The organism is Paraburkholderia franconis, from assembly GCF_009362735.1.
Classification (GTDB): domain Bacteria; phylum Pseudomonadota; class Gammaproteobacteria; order Burkholderiales; family Burkholderiaceae; genus Paraburkholderia; species Paraburkholderia franconis.
Genome location: NZ_WHNP01000081.1, coordinates 1 through 26822 on the forward strand (window position 1 = coordinate 1; position 26822 = coordinate 26822).

Here is a 26822-nt window from a genome sequence, read left to right on the forward strand (position 1 = left end):
ATCGGTCACGTTGACCACGGCAAGACCACGCTGACGGCGGCGATCACGACGGTGCTGACCGCAAAGTTCGGCGGTGAAGCAAAGGCCTACGACCAGATCGACGCGGCGCCGGAAGAAAAGGCGCGCGGCATCACGATCAACACGGCACACGTCGAGTACGAAACGGCGAACCGCCACTACGCACACGTCGACTGCCCGGGCCACGCTGACTACGTGAAGAACATGATCACGGGCGCCGCGCAGATGGACGGCGCCATCCTGGTGTGCTCGGCCGCTGACGGTCCGATGCCGCAAACGCGTGAGCACATCCTGCTGGCGCGTCAGGTCGGCGTGCCCTACATCATCGTGTTCCTGAACAAGTGCGACATGGTCGACGACGCCGAGCTGCTCGAGCTGGTCGAAATGGAAGTGCGCGAGCTGCTGTCGAAGTACGACTTCCCGGGCGACGACACGCCGATCATCAAGGGTTCGGCGAAGCTGGCGCTGGAAGGCGACAAGGGCGAGCTGGGCGAAGTGGCGATCATGAACCTGGCCGACGCGCTGGACACGTACATCCCGACGCCGGAGCGCGCGGTGGACGGTGCGTTCCTGATGCCGGTGGAAGACGTGTTCTCGATCTCGGGTCGCGGCACGGTGGTGACGGGTCGCGTCGAGCGTGGCGTGATCAAGGTCGGCGAGGAAATCGAGATCGTCGGTATCAAGCCGACGGTGAAGACGACCTGCACGGGCGTGGAAATGTTCCGCAAGCTGCTCGACCAGGGTCAGGCAGGCGACAACGTCGGTATCCTGCTGCGCGGCACGAAGCGTGAAGACGTGGAGCGTGGCCAGGTGCTGGCCAAGCCGGGTTCGATCACGCCGCACACGCACTTCACGGCAGAGGTGTACGTGCTGAGCAAGGACGAAGGCGGCCGTCACACGCCGTTCTTCAACAACTACCGTCCGCAGTTCTACTTCCGTACGACGGACGTGACGGGCTCGATCGAGCTGCCGAAGGACAAGGAAATGGTGATGCCGGGCGACAACGTGTCGATCACGGTCAAGCTGATCGCGCCGATCGCGATGGAAGAAGGTCTGCGCTTCGCCATCCGCGAAGGTGGCCGTACCGTCGGCGCCGGTGTCGTTGCCAAGATCATCGAGTAAATCGACCAATCGGCAGCTGAAATCGTCGACACGGCAAAGCGGACTGGCGCAATCGTTCGTGGTCCGGTGCCGTTGCCGACCCGTATCCAGCGTTTCGACATCCTGCGTTCGCCGCACGTCAACAAGACGTCGCGCGATCAGCTCGAAATCCGCACGCACCAACGCCTGATGGACATCATTGATCCGACGGACAAGACCGTCGACGCGCTGATGAAGCTGGATCTGCCGGCTGGCGTGGACGTCGAAATCAAGCTGCAGTAAAGGTTTCACGCGGCATCTGGATCATCGGATGTCGCTAAGTCTTTGATTGCTTGCGGAAAAGGAAAAGCCTTGCTACAATGCTAGGCTTTTCGCGCATTTGCGTAAAAAAGCCGTCGTGGTTCGCCTCTGGAGCACGCGGCATTTTGTAAATTAGCCCCGACCAATCGCAGTCGGGAATGGAGAAAACGATGAGCCTTGGACTCGTAGGTCGCAAGGTTGGCATGACCCGTATCTTCACGGCTGAAGGGGATTCGATTCCCGTCACCGTGCTGGACGTGTCCGACAACCGCGTGACGCAGATCAAGACTGTTGAAACCGACGGCTACACGGCCGTTCAGGTTGCCTTCGGTACGCGCCGTGCATCGCGCGTGACGAAGCCGCTGGCAGGTCATCTCGCCAAAGCCGGTGTTCAAGCCGGTGAAATCCTCAAGGAATTCCAAATCGACGCCACCAAGGCTGCCGAGCTGTCGAACGGCGCCGTGATCGGTGTGGATCTCTTCGAAGTTGGCCAGAAGGTCGACGTGCAAGGCACCTCGATTGGTAAGGGCTACGCCGGTACCATCAAGCGTTACAACTTCGCTTCGGGCCGTGCGTCGCACGGTAACTCGCGTTCGCACAACGTGCCGGGCTCGATCGGTATGGCGCAGGATCCGGGTCGTGTTTTCCCGGGTAAGCGCATGACCGGTCACATGGGTGACGAGACGGTGACGGTGCAAAACCTCGAAATCGCTCGTATCGACGCCGATCGCAAGCTGCTGCTGGTCAAGGGTGCCGTTCCGGGTGCGAAGGGCGGCAAGGTTTTCGTGACGCCGGCCGTGAAGGCGCGTGCCGCGAAAGGAGCGAAATAATGGAACTTAAGCTCCTGAATGCAAATGGTCAGGAAGGCGCAGCTGTCAGCGCGTCGGACGTCGTGTTCGGCCGTGACTACAACGAAGCGCTGATTCACCAGATCGTCGTTGCTTACCAGGCGAACGCACGTAGCGGCAACCGCGCTCAGAAGGACCGCGAGCAGGTCAAGCACACGACGAAGAAGCCGTGGCGTCAGAAGGGCACGGGCCGTGCTCGTGCCGGTATGTCGTCGAGCCCGTTGTGGCGTGGCGGTGGTCGCATTTTCCCGAACTCGCCGGAAGAAAATTTCTCGCACAAGGTCAACAAGAAGATGCATCGCGCAGGTCTCTGCTCGATCTTCTCGCAGCTGGCCCGCGAAGGCCGCATCGCGGTTGTCGACGAGCTGACGCTCGAGGCGCCGAAGACGAAGCTGCTGGCCGAAAAGTTCAAGGCTATGGGTCTCGATTCCGTGCTGGTCATCACCGACACGGTTGACGAAAACCTGTACCTCGCGTCGCGCAACCTGGCCCATGTGGCGGTTGTCGAGCCGCGTTACGCCGACCCGCTGTCACTGATCTACTTCAAGAAAGTGCTGATCACGAAGGCTGCGGTCGCCCAGATCGAGGAGTTGCTGTCATGAGCGAAGTTCGCAAAAACGATCATCGTTTGATGCAAGTTCTGCTCGCGCCGGTGATCTCCGAAAAGGCGACGCTGGTGGCTGACAAGAACGAGCAAGTCGTGTTCGAAGTTGCGCCGGACGCTACGAAGCAGGAAGTGAAAGCTGCTGTCGAGCTGCTGTTCAAGGTGGAAGTCAATTCCGTCAACGTGCTGGTCCAGAAGGGCAAAGCCAAGCGCTTTGGTCGCTTCATGGGCAAGCGCAAGGACGTGAAGAAGGCGTATGTCTGCCTGAAGCCCGGCCAGGAAATCAACTTTGAAGCGGAGGCCAAGTAATCATGGCAATCGTGAAAGTTAAGCCGACTTCGCCGGGTCGCCGTGCGATGGTCAAGGTGGTCAACAAGGATCTGCACAAGGGCAAGCCGTACGCGCCGCTGCTCGACACGCAGAGTTCGACCGCCGGCCGTAACAACAACGGCCACATCACCACGCGTCACAAGGGTGGTGGTCACAAGCATCACTATCGTATCGTCGACTTCCGTCGCACGAAGGATGGCATTCCCGCGAAGGTCGAACGCCTCGAGTACGATCCGAACCGTAGCGCGAACATCGCGCTGGTCGTGTACGCAGACGGCGAGCGCCGCTACATCATCGCTCCGAAGGGCGTGACGGTCGGCCAGCAACTGATGTCGGGTTCGGAAGCGCCGATCCGCGCAGGCAACACGCTGCCGATCCGCAACATCCCGGTCGGTACGACGATTCACTGCATCGAAATGCTGCCGGGCAAGGGCGCGCAAATGGCGCGCTCGGCTGGCACGTCGGCGATGCTGCTGGCTCGTGAAGGCACCTACGCGCAGGTTCGTCTGCGTTCGGGCGAAATCCGCCGCGTTCACATCGAGTGCCGCGCGACGATCGGTGAAGTGGGCAACGAAGAGCATAGCCTCCGTCAAATCGGTAAGGCTGGCGCGAACCGCTGGCGCGGTATCCGCCCGACGGTGCGCGGCGTTGCAATGAACCCGGTCGATCACCCGCATGGTGGTGGTGAAGGCAAGACGGCTGCAGGTCGCGATCCGGTGAGCCCGTGGGGCACGCCGACGAAGGGCTATCGCACCCGTAGCAACAAGCGCACGACGAGCATGATCGTCCAGCGCCGTCACAAGCGTTAAGGAGTAGGCAATGGCACGTTCTATTAAAAAAGGTCCGTTCTGCGACGCCCATTTGCTGAAGAAAGTTGAGGCGGCTGCAGCATCGCGCGACAAGAAGCCAATCAAGACCTGGTCGCGTCGCTCGACGATCCTGCCGGACTTTATCGGTCTGACGATCGCCGTTCACAACGGCCGTCAACACGTTCCGGTGTATGTCACGGAAAACATGGTCGGCCACAAGCTTGGCGAGTTCGCACTGACCCGTACGTTCAAGGGTCACGCGGCCGACAAGAAGGCCAAGAAATAAGGGGCAATCAAGATGGAAGTGAAAGCAATTCATCGCGGTGCCCGCATCTCGGCGCAGAAGACGCGCCTTGTGGCTGACCAGATCCGCGGTTTGCCGGTCGACAAGGCGCTGAACGTTCTGACGTTCTCGCCGAAGAAGGCGGCTGGCATCGTGAAGAAGGTCGTGCTGTCGGCGATCGCGAATGCGGAGCACAACGAAGGTGCTGATATCGACGAGCTCAAGATCAAGAGCATCTACGTCGACAAGGCAGCGTCGCTCAAGCGTTTCACCGCGCGCGCCAAGGGCCGCGGCAACCGCATTGAGAAGCAATCCTGTCACATCACTGTGACGGTCGGGAATTAAGGGGTCATACGATGGGACAGAAAATTCATCCGACTGGCTTCCGTTTGGCCGTCAGCCGTAATTGGGCGTCGCGTTGGTACGCGAACAACAACAATTTCGCGGCGATGTTGCAGGAAGACATCGGTGTTCGTGAATACCTGAAGAAGAAGCTGAAGAACGCGTCCGTCGGCCGCGTCGTGATCGAGCGTCCTGCAAAGAATGCGCGTATCACGATTTTCAGCTCGCGTCCGGGTGTTGTGATCGGCAAGAAGGGCGAAGACATCGAACTGTTGAAGTCGGAACTGCAGAAGCGCATGGGCGTTCCGGTTCACGTCAACATCGAAGAAATCCGCAAGCCGGAAACCGACGCACAACTGATCGCCGATTCGATCACGCAACAGCTCGAGCGCCGGATCATGTTCCGCCGCGCGATGAAGCGTGCGATGCAAAACGCAATGCGTCTCGGTGCTCAGGGCATCAAGATCATGAGCGCAGGCCGTCTGAACGGTATCGAAATCGCTCGTACCGAGTGGTATCGCGAAGGCCGCGTCCCGTTGCACACGCTGCGTGCGGACATCGACTACGCGACCTCCGAAGCGAAGACGACGTACGGCATCATCGGCGTGAAGGTGTGGGTCTACAAGGGCGATACGCTCGGTCGCAATGACGCTCCGGTGGTGGAAGAAGTCGCCGAAGAAAAGCGTCCGCGCCGCAATGCACGTCCGGGTGACCGTCGCCCGCGTCGCGATGGTGAAGGTGCACCGGCAGGTGCTCGCCGTGGCGGTCCGCGCCGCGGCGGTGCCGGCGACGGTAAGACTGGAGAATAACGATGCTGCAACCGAAACGCAGGAAGTATCGCAAAGAGCAGAAGGGTCGTAACACTGGCGTCGCAACGCGTGGTAACGCGGTGTCGTTCGGTGAATACGGTCTGAAGGCTATCGGTCGCGGCCGCCTGACCGCGCGTCAGATTGAAGCAGCGCGTCGTGCAATGACGCGTCACATCAAGCGCGGCGGCCGCATCTGGATTCGCATTTTCCCGGACAAGCCGATCTCGCAAAAGCCGGCTGAAGTGCGTATGGGTAACGGTAAAGGTAACCCTGAGTACTACGTCGCCGAGATTCAACCGGGCAAGATGCTGTACGAAATGGACGGTGTGTCCGAAGAACTGGCGCGTGAAGCGTTCCGTCTGGCTGCAGCCAAGCTGCCGCTGAAGACGACGTTCATGGTTCGTCAGCTCGGCGCCTAAGGAGTGAATGATGAAGGCTTCAGAACTTCACCAGAAAGATCAGGCCGCGCTCAACAAAGAGCTGTCGGACCTGTTGAAGGCGCAATTCGGCCTGCGCATGCAACTCGCGACCCAGCAGCTCACGAACACGAGCCAGCTGAAGAAGGTTCGCCGCGACATCGCACGTGTGCGGACCGTCCTGACTGAGAAGGCGAACCAGAAATGAACGATAGCGTAAAAACCTCGCTCAAGCGGACGCTGGTCGGCAAGGTCGTCAGCAACAAGATGGACAAGACGGTTACCGTGCTGGTCGAGCACCGTGTGAAGCACCCGATCTACGGCAAGTATGTCGTACGTTCGAAGAAGTACCACGCTCACGACGAGGCGAACACTTACAACGAGGGCGACCTCGTTGAAATCCAGGAAACTCGTCCGATCTCGAAGACGAAGGCTTGGACGGTGTCGCGTCTGGTCGAAGCCGCTCGCGTCATCTAAAGCGGCTGAGCAAAAGAAGTAGTTGAAATCGCAGTAGATTTCGCTTGCAAGACCGAGATTATTTGTTATAATCTCGGTCTTCCCTCTTTGTGGGAGCCCCATCGCGGGCGAAGTTGTAGGTGGGGGAAGCGATGTGGACGTCAGTTCATGTCGGCAGATTCACCGGATTGCGATGGCGGGTTTCGTTTGCCGTCGCTGCTGTTCTAACCCAAGCAGCCGATTGGCTGACGGGACCAAGACTGACCGAATGCATCATGGTGGTGCAATCGGATTAAGTTGGGAAAGATAAACCATGATCCAGACCGAAACTCGGCTCGAAGTGGCCGACAACACGGGTGCACGTGAAGTCATGTGCATCAAGGTGCTCGGCGGCTCGAAGCGTCGTTATGCCAACATCGGCGACATCATCAAGGTGAGCGTCAAAGAGGCAACGCCGCGCGGGCGCGTGAAGAAAGGCGAAATCTACAACGCCGTGGTGGTTCGCACCGCCAAGGGCGTTCGCCGTCAAGACGGCTCGCTGATCAAGTTCGACGGCAACGCCGCCGTGCTTTTGAATACCAAGCTCGAGCCTATCGGCACCCGCATCTTCGGGCCGGTCACGCGTGAGCTGCGCAGCGAACGCTTCATGAAGATCGTTTCGCTCGCGCCGGAAGTGCTGTAAGGAGCCGAGATGAACAAGATTCGCAAGGGTGACGAAGTCGTCGTCATCACCGGCAAAGACAAGGGCAAGCGCGGCGTCGTGCTGGCTGTTGGCGAGGACCGTGTGACCGTCGAAGGCCTCAATATCGCCAAGAAGCATGTGAAGCCGAACCCGATGAAGGGTACGACGGGCGGCGTGGAAGCGAAGGCAATGCCGCTGCACATTTCGAACGTCGCGCTGGTCGACGCGAACGGCAAGCCGTCGCGTGTCGGCATCAAGGTCGAGGGAGACAAGAAGGTCCGTTTCCTGAAGACGACTGGTGCTGTGCTGAGCGCCTGACGCGGAGTAAAAAATGGCACGTTTGCAAGAATTTTATAAAGAGAAGGTTGTTCCCGGCCTGATCGAGAAGTTCGGTTACAAATCCGTGATGGAAGTGCCGCGCATCACCAAGATCACCCTGAATATGGGTCTTGGCGAAGCCGTCGCCGACAAGAAGATCATCGAGAACGCCGTTGGCGATCTGACGAAGATCGCGGGCCAGAAGCCGGTGATCACGAAGGCGCGCAAGGCAATCGCGGGCTTCAAGATCCGTCAGGGTTATCCGATCGGCGCAATGGTCACGCTGCGTGGCCGCGCGATGTACGAATTCCTGGACCGTTTCGTGACGGTTGCGCTCCCGCGTGTGCGTGACTTCCGTGGCGTGTCGGGCCGTGCATTCGACGGTCGCGGCAACTACAACATCGGTGTGAAAGAGCAGATCATTTTCCCCGAAATCGACTACGACAAAATCGACGCGCTGCGTGGGCTGAACATCAGCATCACGACGACTGCGAAGACTGACGACGAAGCAAAGGCACTGCTCGCCAGCTTCAAGTTCCCGTTCAGAAACTGAGGTTACCGTGGCTAAACTGGCACTGATCGAACGTGAAAAGAAGCGTGCGCGCCTGGCTGCCAAGTACGCTCCGAAGCGTGCTGCGCTGAAGGCAATCATCGACGACCAAAGCAAGTCGGAAGAAGAGCGCTATGCGGCTCGTCTCGAGCTGCAGCAACTGCCGCGCAATTCGAACCCGACCCGTAAGCGCAATCGTTGCGCGATCACCGGTCGTCCGCGCGGCACGTTCCGCAAATTCGGGCTGGCGCGTAACAAGATTCGTGAAATCGCGTTCCGCGGCGAGATCCCTGGCCTGACCAAGGCGAGCTGGTAATAGGAGAAACGTAAATGAGCATGAGTGATCCTATCGCCGATATGCTGACTCGCATCCGCAATGCGCAGATGGTCGAGAAGGTTTCGGTGACGATGCCCTCGTCGAAAGTCAAGGTTGCGATCGCGCAAGTCCTGAAGGATGAAGGCTATATCGACGATTTCGCAGTGAAGTCCGAAGGTGCGAAATCGGAATTGAACATCGCGTTGAAGTACTACGCTGGCCGTCCGGTTATCGAGCGCCTCGAGCGCGTTTCGAAGCCTGGCCTGCGCGTGTACCGCGGCCGTAACGAAATCCCACAGGTCATGAATGGCTTGGGCGTTGCGATCGTATCGACGCCGAAGGGTGTGATGACCGACCGTAAGGCGCGCGCTACTGGCGTCGGCGGCGAAGTCATCTGCTACGTCGCTTAAAGCCGAAGGGAGAAGAAACATGTCTCGAGTAGGTAAAAGCCCGATCGCGCTGCAAGGCGCAGAAGTGGCCCTGAGCGACGAGCGCATTACCGTCAAGGGCCCGCTGGGCACGATTTCGCAAGGCGCGAATCGCCTGGTGAAGGTGGTGAACGACAACGGCACGCTGAAGTTCGAGCCGGTTGACGAAAGCCGCGAAGCAAATGCGATGTCGGGCACGATGCGCGCGCTGGTCGCGAACATGGTGCAAGGCGTGACGAAGGGTTTCGAGCGCAAGCTGACGCTGGTTGGCGTTGGTTATCGTGCGCAAGCGCAAGGCGACAAGCTGAACCTGTCGCTGGGTTTCTCGCACCCGGTGGTGCACCAGATGCCGGAAGGCGTCAAGGCTGAAACCCCGTCGCAAACGGAAATCGTGATCAAGGGGATCGACAAGCAGAAAGTTGGCCAGGTCGCTGCAGAAGTGCGCGGCTACCGTCCGCCGGAGCCCTACAAGGGCAAGGGCGTGCGCTATGCCAACGAGGTTGTGATCCTCAAAGAAACGAAGAAGAAGTAAGGGTGCGCAATCATGGATAAGACTCAATCTCGCCTGCGCCGCGCTCGTCAGACGCGTCTCAAGATCGCTGAGCTGCAAGTCGCGCGTCTGGCCGTGCATCGCACGAATACGCACATCTATGCGCAAGTGTTCTCGCCGTGCGGCACCAAGGTGCTCGCCAGCGCATCGACGCTCGAAGCCGAAGTGCGTGCGCAGCTCGCCGACAAGTCGGGCAAGGGTGGCAACGTTGCCGCTGCAACCCTGATCGGCAAGCGCATCGCAGAAAAGGCTAAGGCTGCCGGCATCGAATCCGTCGCCTTTGACCGCTCAGGTTTCCGTTACCACGGCCGCGTGAAGGCGCTGGCTGATGCGGCGCGCGAAGCCGGGCTCAAGTTCTAAGGAAGGAATTCGTCATGGCAAAGATGCAAGCGAAAGTTCAGGCTGACGAACGCGACGACGGCCTTCGCGAAAAGATGATTTCGGTCAACCGCGTGACCAAGGTCGTGAAAGGTGGCCGTATTCTCGGCTTCGCCGCACTGACCGTGGTTGGCGACGGTGATGGTCGCGTCGGCATGGGCAAGGGCAAGGCGAAGGAAGTGCCGGTTGCCGTTCAGAAGGCAATGGAACAAGCCCGCCGCAACATGTTCAAGGTGCCGCTCAAGAACGGCACGCTGCAACACGAAGTGCACGGCAAGCACGGCGCATCGACGGTTCTCCTCGCTCCGGCGAAGGGCGGTACCGGCGTGATCGCTGGCGGCCCGATGCGCGCAGTGTTCGACGTGATGGGCGTGCAAAACGTTGTGGCCAAGAGCCACGGTTCGACGAACCCGTACAACCTCGTCCGTGCGACGCTGGACGGTCTGCGCAAGCAGTCGACCCCGGCTGACATCGCGGCGAAGCGTGGTAAGTCCGTCGAAGAAATTCTGGGCTAAGGTGGTCACCATGTCTGAAAAAACTGTCAAGGTTCAGCTCGTCAAGAGCCTGATTGGGACCCGCGAATCGCACCGCGCAACAGTGCGCGGTCTTGGCCTGCGCCGCCTGAACTCGGTTAGCGAGCTGCAGGACACGCCGGCTGTGCGTGGCATGATCAACAAGGTTTCGTACCTCGTTAAGGTCATCGGCTAAGCGGCCGTTCGGGCACTCAAGGAGTTGATAATGGAATTGAATAACCTGAAGCCGGCTGAAGGCGCGAAGCACGCAAAGCGTCGCGTTGGTCGCGGCATCGGCTCCGGCCTCGGCAAGACCGCTGGCCGTGGTCACAAGGGTCAGAAGTCGCGTTCGGGTGGCTTCCACAAGGTCGGCTTCGAAGGCGGTCAGATGCCGCTGCAACGCCGTCTGCCGAAGCGTGGCTTTACCTCGCTGACGAAGGAATTCGTCGGTGAAGTGCGCCTCGGTGACCTGGAAAAGCTGCCGGTCGACGAAATCGATCTGTTGGCACTGAAGCAAGCCGGTCTGATTGGCGAGATGATGACGAGCGCCAAGATCATCGCGACGGGCGAGCTGAAGCGCAAGATCGTCGTGAAAGGTCTGTCTGCGACGAAGGGCGCGCGCGCTGCGATTGAAGCAGCTGGCGGTTCTTTCGCCGAGTAACGTGCAAGTCGATTGCCGTCACTAGCATTTGCATCGGAGAAGGTACTTGGCTAACAGCCCGAGTCTCGCAAAACCCGGTCGAAGCGCGGCGAAGTTTGGCGATCTGCGCCGGCGTGCAGTGTTCCTGCTGCTGGCGCTGGTCGTCTACCGTGTTGGCGCGCACATTCCGGTGCCGGGCATTGACCCGGACCAACTGGCAAAGCTGTTCCAAAGCCAGTCGGGCGGCATCCTTGGCATGTTCAACATGTTCTCGGGTGGCGCACTTTCGCGGTTCACGATTTTTGCGCTTGGGATCATGCCGTATATCTCGGCGTCGATCATCATGCAGTTGCTGGCGATCGTCTCGCCGCAGCTCGAAGCGCTGAAGAAGGAAGGGCAGGCAGGTCAACGGAAGATTACACAGTACACGCGTGTCTTCACGGTGGTTCTGGCGACGTTCCAGGCTTTTGGCATCGCTGTCGCGCTGGAGAATCAGCCGGCACTGGTGATCGATCCTGGCATGGTCTTCCGGCTGACGACGGTTGTGACGCTCGTGACCGGCACGATGTTCCTGATGTGGCTCGGTGAGCAAATCACGGAACGTGGTCTGGGCAACGGCATTTCGATCATCATTTTCGGCGGCATCGCGGCGGGTTTCCCGAACGCGATTGGTGGTCTCTTCGAACTGGTTCGTACCGGCTCGATGAGCATCATCTCGGCGATTATCGTGGTCGCGCTGATTGCAGCTGTGACGTATCTGGTGGTGTTCATCGAACGCGGCCAGCGCAAGATTCTTGTGAACTACGCGAAACGGCAAGTCGGCAACAAGATTTACGGCGGACAGTCGTCGCATCTGCCGTTGAAGTTGAACATGTCGGGCGTGATTCCGCCGATCTTCGCGTCGTCGATCATCCTGTTCCCGGCAACCATCCTGAACTGGTTCAGTTCCGGATCGCGAACCGGCTGGTTCGCAGACACGCTGCACAATGTGGCCGAAGCGCTCAAGCCCGGTCAGCCGGTGTACGTGTTGCTGTACGCGTTGGCGATCGTGTTCTTCTGCTTCTTCTACACCGCGCTGGTGTTCAACAGCAGAGAGACGGCCGACAACCTGAAAAAGAGCGGTGCATTCGTCCCGGGCATTCGTCCGGGAGACCAGACGGCGCGCTATATCGATCGCATTCTGACGCGTCTGACGTTGGCCGGTGCGATCTACATCGTGTTCGTTTGCTTGCTGCCCGAGTTTCTGGTGCTGCGGTGGAATGTGCCGTTTTATTTTGGTGGAACGTCGCTGCTGATCATTGTCGTCGTCACAATGGACTTCATGGCGCAGGTGCAGTCGTACGTTATGTCGCAACAGTATGAATCGCTGCTGAAGAAAGCCAATTTCAAAGGCGGCGGCGTCCCGATGCGTTGAAAGGACTTATGGCCAAAGACGATGTAATCCAGATGCAGGGTGAAGTAATCGAAAACCTGCCAAACGCCACCTTCAGGGTGAAGCTGGAAAACGGCCATGTCGTATTGGGACACATATCCGGCAAGATGCGGATGCACTACATCCGTATTCTGCCGGGCGACAAGGTGACGGTTGAATTGACGCCTTACGATCTGTCGCGTGCGCGGATCGTGTTCCGGGCGAAGTGATTTGAAAAAAGGGTAATATCATGAAAGTGATGGCATCGGTTAAGCGCATTTGCCGCAATTGCAAGATCATCAAGCGCAAGGGCGTCGTTCGCGTGATTTGCAGCTCTGATCCGCGCCACAAGCAGCGTCAAGGCTGAACGCCGCGCTTTTGTTTGCGCTTTTTGTTTGAGGAAAAACAATGGCTCGTATCGCAGGGGTTAACATCCCGAACCACCAGCATACCGAAATCGGCCTGACGGCAATTTATGGTATCGGTCGCACGCGCTCGCGCAACATTTGCGTTGCTGCTGGTGTGGAATTTTCGAAGAAGGTTAAGGACCTGACCGACGCAGACCTCGAAAAGCTGCGTGAAGAAGTCGGCAAGTTCATCGTTGAAGGCGATCTGCGCCGTGAAACGACGATGAACATCAAGCGCCTGATGGACCTCGGTTGCTACCGTGGCGTGCGCCATCGTAAGGGCCTGCCCCTGCGCGGCCAGCGCACGCGTACGAATGCGCGTACGCGCAAGGGTCCGCGTCGTGCAGCGCAAGCGCTGAAGAAGTAAGCGAGACTGACAGTTACAGGAAAACGTAATGGCTAAGGCTTCGAACAACTCCGCGGCGCAACGCGTTCGCAAGAAGGTCAAGAAGAACGTCGCCGAGGGCGTGGTTCACGTTCACGCGTCGTTCAACAACACCATCATCACGATCACCGATCGTCAAGGCAATGCATTGGCTTGGGCAACGTCGGGTGGTCAGGGCTTCAAGGGTTCGCGTAAGTCGACCCCGTTTGCAGCTCAAGTTGCCGCTGAGTCGGCTGGCCGCGTGGCGATGGAATACGGCGTGAAGAACCTCGAAGTGCGGATCAAGGGCCCCGGCCCTGGCCGTGAGTCCGCGGTGCGCGCGCTGCATGGTCTTGGCATCAAGATCACCGCGATCTCCGACGTGACGCCCGTCCCGCACAACGGCTGCCGTCCGCCGAAGCGTCGTCGTATCTAAGACGCTTGCATTGCTTGCGCCTGTTGCCGCTAAAGGCGGTAGCAGGCTGCTTGCGTTATTGAATTGACTAAGCCCACCGTTCGACCCAAAGGGTTCGGACTAGCGTGAATGAATGTTCACGTGATCAATCATAGAAGGAATGCAAAGTGGCACGCTATATCGGCCCTAAAGCCAAGCTGTCTCGCCGTGAAGGCACCGATCTCTTCCTGAAGAGCGCCCGTCGTTCGCTCGCTGACAAGTGCAAGCTTGACAGCAAGCCGGGTCAACATGGCCGCACCTCGGGCGCGCGTACGTCCGACTACGGCACGCAGTTGCGCGAAAAGCAAAAGGTGAAGCGCATCTACGGTGTGCTCGAGCGCCAGTTCCGCCGTTATTTCGCTGAAGCCGATCGCCGCAAGGGCAACACGGGTGAAACCCTGCTGCAACTGCTCGAGTCGCGTCTGGACAACGTCGTGTATCGCATGGGCTTCGGCTCGACGCGCGCAGAAGCACGTCAGCTCGTGAGCCACAAGGCAATCACGGTGAACGGCGTCGTCGCGAACATCCCGTCGCTGCAAGTGAAGGCTGGCGATGTAATCTCCGTGCGCGAACAGGCCAAGAAGCAGGCTCGTATTCTCGAAGCGCTGTCGCTCGCCGAACAAGGTGGCCTGCCGAGCTGGGTTGCCGTCGATTCGAAGAAGTTCGAAGGTACGTTCAAGCAAATGCCGGAACGCAGCGATATCGCTGGCGACATCAACGAAAGCCTGATCGTCGAATTGTATTCGCGGTAATCGGATTAACGGCCGAGGTTCCCGGATTGCGTTAGGCAAGGGGGCGCCTCGGCTGTTTATTTTCAGGTTGTTACCGGTCAGCCTTATCGGTGTAACGAGCCGAGGGTATTGAAAAGGAAAACCTATGCAAACCAGTTTGTTGAAGCCCAAGATTATCGCAGTTGAATCGCTTGGCGAAAGCCACGCGAAAGTGGTCATGGAACCGTTTGAACGCGGTTATGGCCACACCTTGGGTAACGCGCTTCGGCGCGTGTTGCTGTCGTCGATGGTTGGCTACGCGCCGACAGAAGTGACGATTGCAGGCGTCGTGCATGAATACTCGACGCTCGATGGTGTGCAAGAGGACGTGGTCAACCTGTTATTGAACCTGAAGGGCGTGGTGTTCAAGCTGCATAACCGTGACGAAGTGACGGTTACGCTGCGCAAGGAAGGTGAAGGCGTTGTTACCGCTGGCGACATCGAACTCGCCCACGACTGCGAGGTGATGAACCCGGATCACGTGATCGCGCATCTGTCGAAAGGCGGCAAGCTTGACGTGCAGATCAAGGTCGAAAAAGGCCGTGGTTACGTGCCGGGCAACGTGCGTCGCTACGGCGAAGAATCGGCCAAGATCATTGGCCGCATCGTGCTGGACGCGTCGTTCTCGCCGGTTCGCCGCGTGAGCTACGCCGTGGAAAGCGCGCGTGTCGAACAGCGTACCGACCTCGACAAGCTCGTGATGAACATCGAAACCAACGGCGTGATCTCGCCGGAAGAAGCGATTCGGCAATCGGCGCGTATTCTGGTTGATCAGCTGTCGGTGTTCGCAGCACTGGAAGGTACGGAAGCCGCGGCAGAAGCACCGTCGCGCGCACCGCAGATCGATCCAATCCTGCTGCGCCCGGTCGATGATCTCGAACTGACGGTTCGCTCGGCGAACTGCCTGAAAGCCGAGAACATCTACTACATCGGCGACCTGATCCAGCGCACGGAAAACGAGCTGCTGAAGACGCCGAATCTGGGCCGCAAGTCGCTGAACGAGATCAAGGAAGTGCTCGCTTCGCGCGGTCTGACGCTCGGCATGAAGCTCGAAAACTGGCCGCCGGCTGGTCTCGATAAGTAACTCACGGCGTATCAACTGGCTAGGACGCGGATTTTCCTTTAAAATCCGCGTCTTGCCTTTTTCACTACCGGCCCGTGCTTTCCACCGAAAGCGATAGAAGAGCTGGACCAAAACTTTGAATCAAGGAAACTGAAATGCGTCACCGTCATGGTCTGCGGAAACTGAACCGCACGAGCAGCCATCGTCTGGCAATGCTCCGTAACATGTCCAACTCGCTGATCGAGCACGAAGTCATCAAGACCACGCTGCCCAAGGCGAAGGAACTCCGTAAAGTCGTCGAGCCGCTGATCACGCTCGGCAAGAAGCCGTCGCTGGCAAACCGTCGTCTGGCGTTCAACCGCCTGCGCGATCGTGACTCGGTCACGAAGCTGTTCGACGTGCTGGGCCCGCGCTTCGCGAACCGTCCGGGTGGCTACCTGCGCATCCTGAAGTTCGGTTTCCGCGTCGGCGACAACGCACCGATGGCATTGGTCGAACTGCTGGACCGTCCGGAAGTCGAGGAAGTCGAGAACGTTGCAGAAGCTGAATAAGCGTTCTGAGAACTGCTAAAAAGCCAGGCGAAAGTCTGGCTTTTTTGTTTTCGGGCGTGCATATGGCCTATGCCATTTGGCCGTCAGCGAGGTCTTGAGACAAGGTGATAGGATAGCGTCACTGTGTTTCGAAAGTGCTGGAGCGGTCGGTGAACGTGAATGTGAGTTTGATTTTGACGACCGTGCCGGACCTCGCGACGGCGCAAAAACTGGCTCAGGAGGCACTTTCTGCCCGTCTCGCCGCGTGTGTGACGCAGCTTGGAAGCGCCCAGTCAAGCTATCACTTGCAGGGCAAGATCGAATCCGCGGATGAGATCCAGTTGCTGTTCAAGACGAGCGTCGCCCGGGCGTTCGAACTCGAGCAGTTCATTCAGGCTCGGCATCCCTACGAAACGCCCGAAATTCTCTCCTGGCAGGTCACGGCGTCGGCCGCGTACGGCCAGTGGGTGAACACCGAAACGCAACGCCCGATCCATGTTTAACAGCTTCCCTTTGCGCTGGCGCGATAGCGCGCGCTTCTTTGTCCTCATCACCGGCATTCTGCTGCTCTCGCTGTTCAGGGTGAGCGGCGCACATGCTGACGACTTCCTTGACCCCGGCATTGCTTTCAGATTCAGCGCGTCTGAACAGCCAGGCGAAGTGCTGGTTCACTACAAGATCGCCGATGGCTACTACATGTACCGCGAGCGATTTGCCTTTGCGACCCGCAACGGCACGGTCACGATCGGGGCTCCGCAGTTGCCCGCTGGCCATGTGAAGTTCGACCAGACCTTCGCGAAGAATGTCGAAACGTATCGCGGCGAACTGACGATCCGCGTACCGGTGAAACAGGCAAGTGGTCCGTTTGATCTCGCCGTGACGTCGCAAGGTTGTGCCGATGCGGGCATCTGCTATCCGCCTATGGAGCGCGTCTATCACGTGACGGGCACCGCCTTGCACGCCGCCGCGGCGGGGGGGGGCGACGAAAGTGTCCAAGGTTCGCAGAGGGGCGCACCCTGGTACGAACGAGCTACGAGCGCGGATTACGCGCAGTCGCTGCTGCAAGGCGGGGGCTTCTTCGCAATCATCGGATTGTATTTCATCGCCGGCGTGTTGCTGAGCCTGCTGCCGTGTTCGTATCCGATGATCCCGATCCTGTCCGCGATCATCATCGGCGAGGGGCCGCGCGTGACGCGAGGCCGAGGCTTCGCGTTGTCGCTTGCCTATGTGATCGGTATGGCGCTCGTTTATACCGTGCTCGGCATTGCGGCCGCGCTCGTCGGGCAAAGCCTCGGTGCCTGGCTTCAGAATCCGTGGGTGCTCGGCGCGTTCGCACTCGTGCTGACAGTGTTCGCTTTTACGCTGATCGCGGGCGTCGATATCGTGTTGCCGCAGCGCTGGCAGAACGGAGTTTCGAAGGCATCCGAAGGACGTTCGGGCGGCAAGTTCGCCGCCGTCGCCGTGATGGGCGCGCTGTCGGCGCTGGTGGTGGGCGCGTGCATGACAGCGCCGCTTTTCGCCGTGCTGGCGTTCATAGCGCACGCGGGCAATGCTGTCCTAGGCGGTGCGGCCCTGTTTTCGATGGGCATCGGGCTCGGCGTACCGCTGCTGATCATCGGGCTCGGCGCGGGCACGTTGCTGCCGCGCGCGGGCGCGTGGATGGACAGCGTGAAGGTCTTCTTCGGAGTCGTGCTGCTGGCGGCGGCGCTGTGGATCGTATGGCCGGTTCTGGGCGCGACTGCACAAATGCTGTTGGCAGCGCTGTGGCTGCTGATCGCCTCGGCCGGTTTGGGGCTCTTTTCGCCACATGTGGGAGCAAATTCCATCTGGGGCGGTCTCGGTCGCGGAATCGGCGCGGCGTTGGCGATCTGGGCGGCAACGCTGCTCGTCGGGCTCGCAGCGGGATCGACGAACCCACTCGAGCCGCTAGCCGTGCTTGCCGGCCGCACGCCGAACGCGCCCTCCACAGCGGCTCCTCAGGGCGATCTGGCGTTTGCCCCAGTGCGATCATCGGGGCAGCTCGACGAAGCCGTCAAAACGGCTGCACAGCCCGCTATGCTCGATTTCTACGCGGACTGGTGCGTCAGCTGCAAGGAAATGGAGAAGCTCACCTTCAGCGATCCACGCGTTCAGGCCAAGCTCAAGCAGATGAATCTGCTGCGGGCGGACGTTACGGCGAATAACGCTGACGACCAGGCGCTGCTCAAGCGCTTCAACCTGTTTGGGCCGCCTGGCATCATATTTTTCGACCGAGGCGGCAGAGAGGTCTTGCGCGTAGTCGGTTACGAATCGGCGGACAAATTCCTGAGAAGTCTCGACCGTGTGACGACGGCGCCTCAGACCTGAGAACGGCAACGCCAGGCAGCGGTTAGCCGGTTTCACGCACGGCGCACTCAAAATCCGAGTGGATTAGTCGTACCCGCGAATCCCGAAAACGCTCGCAACAAAAAAGCGGAGGCAGCCACAAGGCCGCCTCCGCTTTCTCAATACCGCAGCGCTATCGCGTAGCGCGTTGTCTTATTTCTGCGCCCGCAACACGCGCGCAGCATCAAGCGCGAAGTACGTCAGCACGCCGTCCGCGCCTGCACGCTTGAACGCGAGTAGCGATTCCATCATCACCTTGTCGTGATCCAGCCAGCCGTTTTGCGCGGCCGCCTTCAGCATCGCGTATTCGCCGCTCACCTGATACACATAGGTCGGGAAGCGGAACTCGTCCTTCACGCGACGCACGATATCCAGATACGGCATGCCCGGCTTGACCATCACCATGTCCGCCCCTTCGTCGATGTCGGCGCGCACTTCTCGCAGTGCTTCATCCGAGTTGGCGGGATCGAGCTGGTACGTCATCTTGTTCCCCTTGCCGAGGTTCGCTGCGGAACCCACAGCGTCGCGGAACGGGCCGTAGAACGCCGACGCGAACTTTGCCGAGTACGCCATGATCCGCGTGTGGATGTGGCCCTCGCTCTCCAGCATCTCGCGGATCGAGCCGATGCGGCCGTCCATCATGTCAGACGGCGCGACGATGTCGACGCCTGCCACTGCCTGCGCCTTCGCCTGTTCGACGAGAATCTCAACGGTTTCGTCGTTGATCACGTAGCCGCTTTCGTCGAGCACACCGTCCTGGCCGTGGCTGGTGTAAGGGTCGAGCGCGACGTCCGTCAGCACGCCCAGTTCGGGAAAGCGCTTCTTCAGTTCACGCACGGCACGCGGAATGAGGCCTGCTTCATTGGTCGCTTCGCGTCCGTCGGGCGTCTTGATGGACGGCTCGATCACCGGAAACAGCGACAGCACGGGCACGCCCAGCTCGAGACATTGCTCGGCCACGCCCATCAGCAAATCGACGGACACGCGCTCGACGCCCGGCATCGACGGGACAGCCTGACGCGCATTCGTGCCTTCGAGAATGAAGACGGGATAGATCAGATCGTTGGTGGTGAGAATGTTTTCGCGCATCATGCGGCGCGAAAATTCGTCGCGGCGCATGCGGCGCGGACGGTGGTGCGGATAGAAGCTCATGTGAGATGTCGTGTCTGCAGAAGTCAGGAACGCTGGCCGTTCCCTGCCAGAAACTTTTCGAGACAATGGTATATCATACCGATCGAGCAAGGCGCCTAGCGCTGACCTCCCCGCTTCTCCTCCCTGAGCGGGTGCCTGTCGTTTTTCGATTAGGCTGTTTAACCCGCCGTCAACTAGCGGCGGGTTTTTTTATGGGTGATCGAAAAACGGTGCGGGGCCCTCTGCGACGGCCTTCCGGGCCTTACTCGGCCGACGCGGATTCGTCGGCATCGCCCGCCACATCGGGCGCGAGCCAGCTTTCAATCAGTTCGTGCGCCTCGTCGAGGCCAGTCCGCTTGAGCGCGGAAAAGAGCTGGGCGGTCAAGTCGCCCTGATAGCCGGCCGCGCGATATTCATCCAACCCTTTCTTCGTCGCGCGCAGCGCATTGATGCCCTCCTGGCGGGTCAATTTGTCGCACTTGGTGAGCAATGTGTGAATCGGCTTTCCCGTCGGCGCGAACCACTCGATCATCCGCCGGTCCAGTTCCGTGAGCGGGCGGCGCGAATCCATCATCAGGATCATGCCGCGCAGTTGTGAGCGCGTCTGCAGATAGGTCGACAGCAGCTGTTCCCAGTGGGCTTTCGCCGCGCCGGGCACTTCGGCGTAGCCGTAACCCGGCAAATCGACGAGATTCGCGATAGGCTCGGCCGCCGGGCCCACCGAAAAAAAGTTGATGTGCTGTGTCCGTCCCGGCGTCTTGCTGGCGAACGCAAGACGCTTCTGGTTGCAGAGGATGTTGATGGCCGTCGACTTCCCCGCGTTCGACCGCCCCGCGAACGCGATCTCCGGCTGCGGCGAAGGCGGCAGGTCGCGCAAGTGATTGACGGTGGTAAAGAATCGGGCTTGGTGGAGCAGGAAAGACATGGAGAAGACCAGAAGGACGGGTAAATGGACGTCAAGCGGACGTCCAGCGAACATCGACGGACGTGATGAAATGCCGTGCAAGGGCGATACAGCCCGCCGCGAAGGCCGGGGAGGCCCGACTGGCGCCAGCGCGAATAGCGAGTTATTGTACAATACGATGGTTTACTGAAAACCTGTGAGGCCGTCGCGCGGGCCTCTGCGGCCGATCAGCCGCTGTCGTATTTTGCAGAACCTCTAATTCCCACAAGACGAAACAGGGTGTGCGAATGAATCGACTGGGCAAGTTTCTGGTGGTACTTCACACAGCAGCAGGTCTTTCAGGTTTCGCAGTACAGGCAAGAGCAGCAGATCAGGCAAAGCCGGACTTGAATCGGGGGCAGGCAATCGCGGCGCAGGTATGCGCTTCTTGTCATGGGGCCGATGGCAACAGCGCCGGTGGTGCGTATCCGAAGCTCGCGGGCCAGCATCCCGAGTATCTCGTCAAGCAGCTTAAAGATTTCAAGACACAGCCCGGTGCCAAGCAGCCCGTCCGCAACAATGCGATCATGGCGGGCATGGTGGCAGCGTTGTCCGATCAGGACATGGCGAACGTGGCGGCATACTTCTCGTCGCAGGCACCGAAGCCGGGCTACGCGCACAACAAGGACACAGTGCCCTTGGGGCAAAAGGTCTATCGCGCCGGCATCGCCGACAAGGGCGTGCCTGCATGTGCAAGCTGTCACGGGCCGACGGGCCAGGGGATTCCGTCGCAATATCCCCGGCTGTCGGGGCAGTGGGCGGAATACACCATGACGCAGTTGACCGCGTTCACCCAAGGCCCGGGCGCGCGCAATAACAACGACGCGATGCACGCTATCGCGTCGCGTTTGTCGGACAGCGAGATCAAGGCTGTCGCCGATTACGTCGCGGGCTTGCATTAAGAGTCCGTACAAAAGCGAAGCCGGCCGTAAAAAGGCCGGCAAGAAAACAAGAAAAGGGTGAGGGAATCGCAAGAAGCGATATCCCTGCACCCTTTTTTGCTGTTGAGTCGGAGTTTGAATGAGCGTCACCACGTCGGGTTGGGAGTTGAAGTCGCGGCCGCGCTTCGTGCGCACGTCCGTCGAATTGCTGAGTTCGATGCGTTTCGCGATCGCGTTGCTCGTGATCCTGTCGATTGCAAGCATCATCGGCACCGTGCTCACACAGGACGACCCGTATCCGAACTACGTCAACCAGTTCGGCCCGTTCTGGGCCGACATCTTCCGTTCGCTGAGCCTCTACAACGTGTACAGCGCGTGGTGGTTCATGCTGATCCTCGGCTTTCTCGTCGTGTCGATCTCGCTGTGCGTGATCCGCAATGCGCCGAAGATGATCGCCGACACGAAGAGCTGGAAAGACAAGGTGCGCGAAGGCAGCCTGCGCGCGTTCCATCACAAGGGCGAGTACGCTGTCGCGGACACTACCCGCGCGCAGGCCGCGGCGACGCTCGGCCAGCTGTCCGCGAAGCTCGGCTACAAGTACGTGACGCGCGAATCGGAAGGCGCGACGCTGATCGCCGCGAAGCGCGGCGCGCTGACCAAGCTCGGCTACATCTCCGCGCACCTCGCGATCGTCATCATCTGTATCGGCGGCCTGCTCGACAGCAACCTGCCCATCAAGCTGCAGATGTGGCTCTTCGACAAGACGCCGATCCGCAGCAATACCGTCATCAACGAGATTCCGCCTGAGCATCGTCTGTCGCAGGGCAACCCGACGTTCCGCGGTTACGCCTGGGTGCCTGAGGGCCAGCATGTGTCGACGGCGATCCTGAACCAGCAGGACGGCTCGCTGATCCAGGACCTGCCGTTCTCGATCGAGCTCAAGAAGTTCATCGTCGACTACTACTCGACGGGCATGCCGAAGCTCTTCGCGAGCGATATCGTCGTGATCGACCACAAGACGGGCGCGCGCATCCCGGCGCGCGTCGAAGTGAACAAGCCCTTCGAATACGACGGCGTGTCGATCTACCAGTCGAGCTTCCAGGACGGCGGCTCGCAGATGCAGATGACGGCGTATCCGATGACGGGCCGCAGCAGCAAGACCGAGCCCTTCAACGGTGAGATCGGCGGCTCGAAAGTGCTGAGCGCATCGATGCCGGGCGCGGACGGCCAGACCGTCGAGTTCGCCGATTTCCGCGCGATCAACGTCGAGAACATCTCGAACGGCAATGGCCAGAACGATGCACGCGGTGTGACTGCGCATCAGTCGCTGAAGGAGGCCTTCGACGAGCGTCTCGGTTCGGGCGCGAAGACGTCGAAGCCGGTCGATCTGCATAACGTCGGCCCGTCGGTGCAGTACAAGGTGCGCAACAAGGACGGCCAGGCGCGCGAATACAACAACTACATGCTGCCCGTCGACGTCGGCGGTGAGCGCGTGTTCCTCGCCGGCATGCGCATGAATCCGGACGATCCGTTCCGCTATCTGCGCATTCCCGCCGACGCCGGCGGCACGGTCAACGAATGGATGAAACTGCGCGCTGCGCTCGAAGATCCGGCCATCCGCGCACAGGCGGCGCACCAGTTCGCGCAGCGCTCGGTGCAGTCGAACGCGGACCTGCAGCAGCATCTGGAAGAAAGCGCGTCGCGCGTGCTGACGCTTTTCGCGGGCGCTGATCCTGCGATCGGCAAGGCGCCCGATGGTCAGCCGATTGGCGGCTTCCAGGCAATTGCCGCGTTCATCGATCGCTCCGTCCCCAAGGGCGAGCAGGAGAAGGCGGCAGGACTCTTGCTTCGTATGCTGGAAGGCGCGACGTGGGACGTATGGCAGATTGCGCGGCAGCAGGCGGGAGAAGGCCCCGCGACGGCGGATGCGACCACGAGCCGCTTTATCCAGACGTCGATCAATGCGCTTTCGGACAGCTTTCTGTACGGTTCGCCTGTGTTTTTGCAGCTTGACTCCTTCAAGCAGGTGCAAGCTTCGGTATTTCAGTTGACGCGCGCACCGGGCAAAAAAGTCGTGTATCTTGGCAGCCTGCTACTCGTGTTAGGCATCTTTTCGATGTTCTACGTCCGCGAACGGCGCCTGTGGTTCTGGCTCAAGGAGGCGGATCGCGGCGTGAGCGTCGTGATGGCGATGTCGACGGCACGCAGGACATTCGATTTCGAGAGGGAATTTGTCCGAACCCGCGATGCTATCGGCGCGGCGCTCGGAACGAAGCCGCTCGATGCCGATGCCGCCCACGACGCAAAGGGCGCTGCCCGTGAAGCGGACGCAGCGTCCACGGATTCACCCGATTCGACCCGGTAAGAACATGGACTTGACCCAGGTTTCCTCTTCCTCGCGCGCCAAGCCGCGCGCCGATACGTCGGCTCATTCGGCCGCGCATCTGCATGCGCATTTGCCCGGTGAACTGGCGCTGCTGGACGACCGTCCGTTCCTGAAGCGCCTCCGCGCTTTGGACTGGCTGTTCGCCCTGGCGATGGTGGCGGGAGCCGGGTTCGCGCTGTCGCGCTACCACGAGTACATGAATTACTACGACAAGCTGGTGCTGGTTTGCTCGGTGCCCGCTTTCGTCGTACTCGGCTGGCGCTGGAAGCCGGCGCGCCTGCTGATGGCGTGCATCGCCGTGCTCTCGCTGTTCGCGATCCAGCTGTACGGCGGCGATCTGACCCGCGCCGACCACGCGTTCTTCCTCAAGTATTTTCTGTCGAGCCAGTCGGCCATCCTGTGGATGAGTGCGCTCTTCGTGCTCGCCACGCTGTTCTACTGGATCGGCGTGCTGTCGCGCTCGCCGTCGGGCGCCGCGATCGGCTCGAAGATGACGTGGGTCGCCGTGCTGATGGGTTTCGTCGGCTTGATGGTGCGCTGGTATGAGTCGTATCTGATCGGCTCGGACGTCGGCCATATTCCCATCTCGAACCTCTACGAAGTGTTCGTGCTGTTCAGTTTGATTACAGCGTTGTTCTATCTGTACTACGAGCAACACTACAACACGCGCTCGCTCGGCGCGTTCGTGCTGCTGGTGATCAGCGCGGCTGTCGGCTTTCTGATGTGGTACTCGATCGCGCGCGACGCGCAGCAGATCCAGCCGCTCGTCCCCGCGCTGCAAAGCTGGTGGATGAAGATTCACGTGCCGGCGAACTTCATCGGCTACGGCAGCTTCGCGCTGTCGGCGATGGTCGGCGTCGCGTATCTGATGAAAGAGCGCGGCGTGCTGGCTGACCGCCTGCCGACGCTCGACGTGCTCGACGATGTCATGTACAAGTCGATCGCCGTCGGTTTTGCGTTCTTCACGATCGCGACGATTCTCGGCGCGCTGTGGGCCGCCGAAGCGTGGGGTGGCTACTGGAGCTGGGACCCGAAGGAAACGTGGGCGCTGATCGTGTGGCTGAACTACGCGGCATGGCTGCATATGCGTCTGATGAAAGGCCTGCGCGGCGCGGCCGCTGCATGGTGGGCGCTGACGGGCCTGCTGGTGACGAGCTTCGCGTTCCTCGGCGTGAACATGTTCCTGTCGGGGCTGCATAGTTACGGCAAGCTGTAAGAACCACAGAATCTGAAGTCGGGACACCAAAAAAACCGCCACGTGCGCTGCACCGGCGGTTTTTTTATGCGGATATGGAAGGATTGCGCGTCGTGTGTGTTAACAAGAACGGTGGCCGCAACGAGCGGGTCGAATGAAAAGCGGGTCGAACGGATATCGTCCGGGCCAGTACGCCCGGCAAGGAGTTTCAGCATGTGGATCAAGCGAAGCGAACGGAGCCGTCTCTACGGCGACGACATCGCGCGCAGCGAAATCACGCCGCAGCGCGTGTTCGAGAATCGCCGGCGGATCTTGCAGGCAGCGGGCGCGGCGGCGCTCGGCGGCCTGATCGGCGTGCACGGCGAGGCGTTTGCGGAGTATTCGTCGTCCGACGCGAAAGCGCAGAAGCTCGGCGCGAAGACCAATTCGAAGTTCGTCGTCACCGACAAGGTCACGCCGTTCAAGGACATCACCACGTACAACAACTACTACGAGTTCGGCACCGACAAGAGCGATCCGTCGCACAACGCGGGCACGCTGCGGCCGCGTCCGTGGAAGGTGAGCGTCGAAGGCGAGGTGAAGAACGCAAAGGTCTACGACATCGATGAGTTGCTGAAGCTCGCGCCGCTCGAGGAGCGCGTGTACCGCCTGCGCTGCGTCGAAGGCTGGTCGATGGTGATACCGTGGATCGGCATTCCGCTGTCGGAAGTGATCCGGCGCGCACAGCCGACCGCGAACGCAAAGTACGTGCAGTTCATCACGCTCGCCGATCAGTCGCAGATGCCGGGCCTGTCCGAGCCGATTCTTGACTGGCCTTACTCCGAGGGCCTGCGGATGGACGAAGCGATGAATCCGCTCACGCTGCTGACGGTGGGCGTTTACGGCCAGGTACTGCCGAACCAGAACGGCGCGCCTGTGCGCGTCGTCGTGCCGTGGAAATACGGCTTCAAGAGCGCGAAGTCGCTGGTCAAGATCCGTTTCGTCGACAAGCAGCCGCCGACGAGCTGGAACACCTATGCGCCGAACGAATACGGCTTCTATTCGAACGTGAACCCGAATGTCGACCATCCGCGCTGGAGCCAGGCGACCGAGCGGCGCATCGGTGAGGACGGGTTCTTCACGCCGAAGCGCAAGACGCTGATGTTCAACGGCTATGGCGATCTGGTCGCGTCGATGTATCAGGGCATGGACCTGAAGAAGAACTTCTGATGGCGACGCGCATGGGAACCGAGGCGACACCGGCCGTGACCGCAAGTGGCGCGCGCACGGCGGCGAGCGTTTCGAAACACGCGGCGCCTTCGCGCAACGCGACAACGGCTGCTGTCGGCGCGGGCCGCTGGATCGTGCCGGCGAAGATCGCCGTGTTCGTCGCGGCGCTGTATCCGTTTGCGCGCATCATGCTGTTCGGTTTCACCGACCGGCTCGGCGCGAATCCGATCGAGTTCATCACGCGCTCGACGGGATTGTGGACGCTGGTGTTCATCTGCATCACGCTCGCCGTGACGCCGCTGCGCAAGCTCACCGGCTGGAACGCGCTGCTGCGCTTTCGCCGGATGGTGGGGCTTTACGCGTTCTTCTACGCCGCGCTGCACTTTACGACATATTTCTGGTTCGACAAGTGGTTCGATCTCGCCGAGATCGTCAAGGACATCGGCAAGCGGCCGTTCATCACGGTCGGCTTCGCGGCGTTCGTGCTGCTGATCCCGCTTGCCGTCACGTCACCGAAAGCGATGGTGCGCAAGCTCGGCAGACGCTGGCAGACGCTGCATCGCGCGATCTATCTGATTGCTGCGCTCGCGATCCTGCATTTCTGGTGGATGAAAGCGGGCAAGCACGATCTGATCTTGCCGAAGATTTACGGGGTCATCGTGATTGCGTTACTCGGCTGGCGCCTGCTTGCGTGGGCACGCGACAGGATCAGGCAACGGGCGAGAAGCTAGTGTCCCGTTCCGCTAATTCGCGTACATAGTCTTTGTAGCTTGGCGAGGATGGAGTCAGCGGTAGCGGTCCACATGAATGGCTCGCAGTTTTGGTTGTAGTGGGAGACAAATTGATCGATACGTTTAACCAGTTGCTTGACCGAACCAAACGAGCCACGGCGTATGGCCTTGCCGGTGATCAGAGCGAAGAAGCGTTCGACCTGGTTAAGCCACGAACTGTAAGTCGGGATGAAATGCATATGCCACCGGGGACGTGCTGCCAACCACGCTTTGACCTTCGGATGCTTGTGGGC

The 26822-nt window shown here is 60.1% G+C and carries 40 protein-coding genes; 37 read left to right on the forward strand and 3 right to left on the reverse strand.

Going from position 1 to position 26822, the window contains the following annotated elements; all coding sequences use genetic code 11:
- From tuf to dsbD, 32 genes are all read left to right on the forward strand, one after another.
- Nucleotides 1–1140, forward strand: a 1140-nt coding sequence (tuf, locus tag GCT13_RS40105) for an elongation factor Tu (protein WP_152767447.1), incomplete at its 5' end; no start/stop codon positions are given.
- Nucleotides 1141–1401, forward strand: a complete 261-nt coding sequence (rpsJ, locus tag GCT13_RS40110; RefSeq protein WP_321574937.1) for a 30S ribosomal protein S10 — start codon at nt 1141–1143, stop codon at nt 1399–1401. It abuts the gene before it with no gap.
- 188 nt (nt 1402–1589) lie between these two features.
- Nucleotides 1590–2249: a 50S ribosomal protein L3 gene (rplC, locus tag GCT13_RS40115; RefSeq protein ID WP_152767448.1), complete on the forward strand. Its 660-nt coding sequence runs from the start codon at nt 1590–1592 to the stop codon at nt 2247–2249.
- Complete coding sequence (gene rplD / locus GCT13_RS40120) at nt 2249–2869, forward strand: 50S ribosomal protein L4 (protein ID WP_087736410.1); 621 nt, start codon at nt 2249–2251, stop codon at nt 2867–2869. The genes rplC and rplD overlap by 1 nt, the downstream gene beginning before the upstream one ends.
- Nucleotides 2866–3180, forward strand: a complete 315-nt coding sequence (rplW, locus tag GCT13_RS40125; protein ID WP_007730525.1) for a 50S ribosomal protein L23 — start codon at nt 2866–2868, stop codon at nt 3178–3180. The genes rplD and rplW overlap by 4 nt, the downstream gene beginning before the upstream one ends.
- A gap of 2 nt (nt 3181–3182) precedes the next feature.
- Nucleotides 3183–4010 carry a 50S ribosomal protein L2 gene (gene rplB / locus GCT13_RS40130; protein WP_012402194.1) on the forward strand — a complete coding sequence of 276 codons (828 nt, stop codon included), beginning with the start codon at nt 3183–3185 and terminating at the stop codon, nt 4008–4010.
- A gap of 10 nt (nt 4011–4020) precedes the next feature.
- Complete coding sequence (rpsS, locus tag GCT13_RS40135; RefSeq protein WP_006998484.1) at nt 4021–4296, forward strand: 30S ribosomal protein S19; 276 nt, start codon at nt 4021–4023, stop codon at nt 4294–4296.
- 12 nt (nt 4297–4308) lie between these two features.
- The gene (gene rplV, locus GCT13_RS40140; RefSeq protein ID WP_004199272.1) at nt 4309–4638 is read left to right on the forward strand and encodes a 50S ribosomal protein L22; all 330 of its coding nucleotides are present in this window, start codon (nt 4309–4311) and stop codon (nt 4636–4638) included.
- Between the two features lie 11 nt (nt 4639–4649).
- On the forward strand, nt 4650–5444 hold the full coding sequence (gene rpsC / locus GCT13_RS40145) for a 30S ribosomal protein S3 (RefSeq protein WP_087736413.1): 795 nt from the start codon (nt 4650–4652) through the stop codon (nt 5442–5444).
- 2 nt (nt 5445–5446) lie between these two features.
- Nucleotides 5447–5863: a 50S ribosomal protein L16 gene (rplP, locus tag GCT13_RS40150; RefSeq protein WP_012402192.1), complete on the forward strand. Its 417-nt coding sequence runs from the start codon at nt 5447–5449 to the stop codon at nt 5861–5863.
- A gap of 10 nt (nt 5864–5873) precedes the next feature.
- Entirely contained in the window at nt 5874–6068 is a 195-nt protein-coding gene (gene rpmC, locus GCT13_RS40155; RefSeq protein WP_007180130.1) for a 50S ribosomal protein L29, read from the forward strand.
- Complete coding sequence (gene rpsQ, locus GCT13_RS40160) at nt 6065–6337, forward strand: 30S ribosomal protein S17 (RefSeq protein WP_087736414.1); 273 nt, start codon at nt 6065–6067, stop codon at nt 6335–6337. Before rpmC ends, rpsQ begins: the two co-directional genes overlap by 4 nt.
- 292 nt (nt 6338–6629) lie before the next feature.
- Nucleotides 6630–6998: a 50S ribosomal protein L14 gene (rplN, locus tag GCT13_RS40165; protein ID WP_012402188.1), complete on the forward strand. Its 369-nt coding sequence runs from the start codon at nt 6630–6632 to the stop codon at nt 6996–6998.
- 9 nt (nt 6999–7007) lie between these two features.
- The gene (rplX, locus tag GCT13_RS40170) at nt 7008–7316 is read left to right on the forward strand and encodes a 50S ribosomal protein L24 (protein ID WP_152767449.1); all 309 of its coding nucleotides are present in this window, start codon (nt 7008–7010) and stop codon (nt 7314–7316) included.
- Between the two features lie 13 nt (nt 7317–7329).
- Entirely contained in the window at nt 7330–7869 is a 540-nt protein-coding gene (gene rplE / locus GCT13_RS40175) for a 50S ribosomal protein L5 (RefSeq protein WP_152767450.1), read from the forward strand.
- Between the two features lie 7 nt (nt 7870–7876).
- Nucleotides 7877–8182 carry a 30S ribosomal protein S14 gene (gene rpsN, locus GCT13_RS40180; protein ID WP_087736416.1) on the forward strand — a complete coding sequence of 102 codons (306 nt, stop codon included), beginning with the start codon at nt 7877–7879 and terminating at the stop codon, nt 8180–8182.
- Nucleotides 8183–8196: 14 nt separating this feature from the next.
- The gene (gene rpsH, locus GCT13_RS40185; RefSeq protein WP_087736417.1) at nt 8197–8592 is read left to right on the forward strand and encodes a 30S ribosomal protein S8; all 396 of its coding nucleotides are present in this window, start codon (nt 8197–8199) and stop codon (nt 8590–8592) included.
- A 19-nt stretch (nt 8593–8611) separates the two neighbouring features.
- Complete coding sequence (gene rplF / locus GCT13_RS40190) at nt 8612–9142, forward strand: 50S ribosomal protein L6 (RefSeq protein WP_152767451.1); 531 nt, start codon at nt 8612–8614, stop codon at nt 9140–9142.
- 12 nt (nt 9143–9154) lie between these two features.
- Nucleotides 9155–9520: a 50S ribosomal protein L18 gene (gene rplR, locus GCT13_RS40195; protein WP_087736419.1), complete on the forward strand. Its 366-nt coding sequence runs from the start codon at nt 9155–9157 to the stop codon at nt 9518–9520.
- Between the two features lie 14 nt (nt 9521–9534).
- The gene (gene rpsE / locus GCT13_RS40200; RefSeq protein WP_013696378.1) at nt 9535–10053 is read left to right on the forward strand and encodes a 30S ribosomal protein S5; all 519 of its coding nucleotides are present in this window, start codon (nt 9535–9537) and stop codon (nt 10051–10053) included.
- A 10-nt stretch (nt 10054–10063) separates the two neighbouring features.
- Nucleotides 10064–10246, forward strand: coding sequence for a 50S ribosomal protein L30 (gene rpmD, locus GCT13_RS40205; RefSeq protein ID WP_004202755.1), 183 nt, complete (start codon nt 10064–10066; stop codon nt 10244–10246).
- 30 nt (nt 10247–10276) lie between these two features.
- Nucleotides 10277–10711 carry a 50S ribosomal protein L15 gene (rplO, locus tag GCT13_RS40210; protein WP_087736420.1) on the forward strand — a complete coding sequence of 145 codons (435 nt, stop codon included), beginning with the start codon at nt 10277–10279 and terminating at the stop codon, nt 10709–10711.
- 46 nt (nt 10712–10757) lie between these two features.
- Nucleotides 10758–12104: a preprotein translocase subunit SecY gene (secY, locus tag GCT13_RS40215; RefSeq protein WP_152767452.1), complete on the forward strand. Its 1347-nt coding sequence runs from the start codon at nt 10758–10760 to the stop codon at nt 12102–12104.
- 8 nt (nt 12105–12112) lie between these two features.
- Nucleotides 12113–12331 carry a translation initiation factor IF-1 gene (gene infA / locus GCT13_RS40220; protein ID WP_004521905.1) on the forward strand — a complete coding sequence of 73 codons (219 nt, stop codon included), beginning with the start codon at nt 12113–12115 and terminating at the stop codon, nt 12329–12331.
- A 20-nt stretch (nt 12332–12351) separates the two neighbouring features.
- Nucleotides 12352–12468, forward strand: coding sequence for a 50S ribosomal protein L36 (gene rpmJ / locus GCT13_RS40225; protein ID WP_004199844.1), 117 nt, complete (start codon nt 12352–12354; stop codon nt 12466–12468).
- Between the two features lie 41 nt (nt 12469–12509).
- The gene (gene rpsM, locus GCT13_RS40230) at nt 12510–12875 is read left to right on the forward strand and encodes a 30S ribosomal protein S13 (RefSeq protein ID WP_087736422.1); all 366 of its coding nucleotides are present in this window, start codon (nt 12510–12512) and stop codon (nt 12873–12875) included.
- Nucleotides 12876–12903: 28 nt separating this feature from the next.
- Complete coding sequence (gene rpsK / locus GCT13_RS40235) at nt 12904–13308, forward strand: 30S ribosomal protein S11 (RefSeq protein ID WP_006052224.1); 405 nt, start codon at nt 12904–12906, stop codon at nt 13306–13308.
- 146 nt (nt 13309–13454) lie between these two features.
- Nucleotides 13455–14078: a 30S ribosomal protein S4 gene (rpsD, locus tag GCT13_RS40240; protein WP_087736423.1), complete on the forward strand. Its 624-nt coding sequence runs from the start codon at nt 13455–13457 to the stop codon at nt 14076–14078.
- A 124-nt stretch (nt 14079–14202) separates the two neighbouring features.
- On the forward strand, nt 14203–15180 hold the full coding sequence (locus GCT13_RS40245; protein ID WP_087736424.1) for a DNA-directed RNA polymerase subunit alpha: 978 nt from the start codon (nt 14203–14205) through the stop codon (nt 15178–15180).
- A gap of 134 nt (nt 15181–15314) precedes the next feature.
- The gene (gene rplQ / locus GCT13_RS40250) at nt 15315–15710 is read left to right on the forward strand and encodes a 50S ribosomal protein L17 (protein ID WP_007730705.1); all 396 of its coding nucleotides are present in this window, start codon (nt 15315–15317) and stop codon (nt 15708–15710) included.
- A 149-nt stretch (nt 15711–15859) separates the two neighbouring features.
- Nucleotides 15860–16192, forward strand: coding sequence for a divalent-cation tolerance protein CutA (cutA, locus tag GCT13_RS40255; RefSeq protein WP_407670929.1), 333 nt, complete (start codon nt 15860–15862; stop codon nt 16190–16192).
- The gene (gene dsbD, locus GCT13_RS40260; RefSeq protein WP_152767453.1) at nt 16185–18035 is read left to right on the forward strand and encodes a protein-disulfide reductase DsbD; all 1851 of its coding nucleotides are present in this window, start codon (nt 16185–16187) and stop codon (nt 18033–18035) included. The genes cutA and dsbD overlap by 8 nt, the downstream gene beginning before the upstream one ends.
- Before the next feature lie 171 nt (nt 18036–18206).
- Here the strand turns inward: dsbD and hemB are convergent, their stop codons facing one another.
- Entirely contained in the window at nt 18207–19205 is a 999-nt protein-coding gene (gene hemB / locus GCT13_RS40265; RefSeq protein ID WP_152767454.1) for a porphobilinogen synthase, read from the reverse strand.
- 241 nt (nt 19206–19446) lie between these two features.
- Complete coding sequence (gene yihA / locus GCT13_RS40270) at nt 19447–20109, reverse strand: ribosome biogenesis GTP-binding protein YihA/YsxC (protein ID WP_152767463.1); 663 nt, start codon at nt 20107–20109, stop codon at nt 19447–19449.
- 266 nt (nt 20110–20375) lie between these two features.
- Here yihA and GCT13_RS40275 point away from each other — a divergent pair, with 266 nt between their 5' ends.
- From GCT13_RS40275 to msrQ, 5 genes are all read left to right on the forward strand, one after another.
- The gene (locus tag GCT13_RS40275; protein WP_152767455.1) at nt 20376–21029 is read left to right on the forward strand and encodes a c-type cytochrome; all 654 of its coding nucleotides are present in this window, start codon (nt 20376–20378) and stop codon (nt 21027–21029) included.
- Nucleotides 21030–21147: 118 nt separating this feature from the next.
- The gene (locus GCT13_RS40280) at nt 21148–23373 is read left to right on the forward strand and encodes a cytochrome c biogenesis protein ResB (RefSeq protein ID WP_152767456.1); all 2226 of its coding nucleotides are present in this window, start codon (nt 21148–21150) and stop codon (nt 23371–23373) included.
- Between the two features lie 4 nt (nt 23374–23377).
- Nucleotides 23378–24610 carry a c-type cytochrome biogenesis protein CcsB gene (ccsB, locus tag GCT13_RS40285; RefSeq protein ID WP_152767457.1) on the forward strand — a complete coding sequence of 411 codons (1233 nt, stop codon included), beginning with the start codon at nt 23378–23380 and terminating at the stop codon, nt 24608–24610.
- A gap of 192 nt (nt 24611–24802) precedes the next feature.
- Entirely contained in the window at nt 24803–25798 is a 996-nt protein-coding gene (msrP, locus tag GCT13_RS40290) for a protein-methionine-sulfoxide reductase catalytic subunit MsrP (protein ID WP_152767458.1), read from the forward strand.
- On the forward strand, nt 25798–26529 hold the full coding sequence (gene msrQ, locus GCT13_RS40295; protein ID WP_152767459.1) for a protein-methionine-sulfoxide reductase heme-binding subunit MsrQ: 732 nt from the start codon (nt 25798–25800) through the stop codon (nt 26527–26529). Before msrP ends, msrQ begins: the two co-directional genes overlap by 1 nt.
- On the opposite strand, the gene GCT13_RS40300 is transcribed toward msrQ, so the two are convergent.
- Nucleotides 26526–26822: transposase (locus GCT13_RS40300; RefSeq protein ID WP_193727895.1), on the reverse strand; the 297-nt coding region annotated here is incomplete at its 5' end. The genes msrQ and GCT13_RS40300 overlap by 4 nt on opposite strands.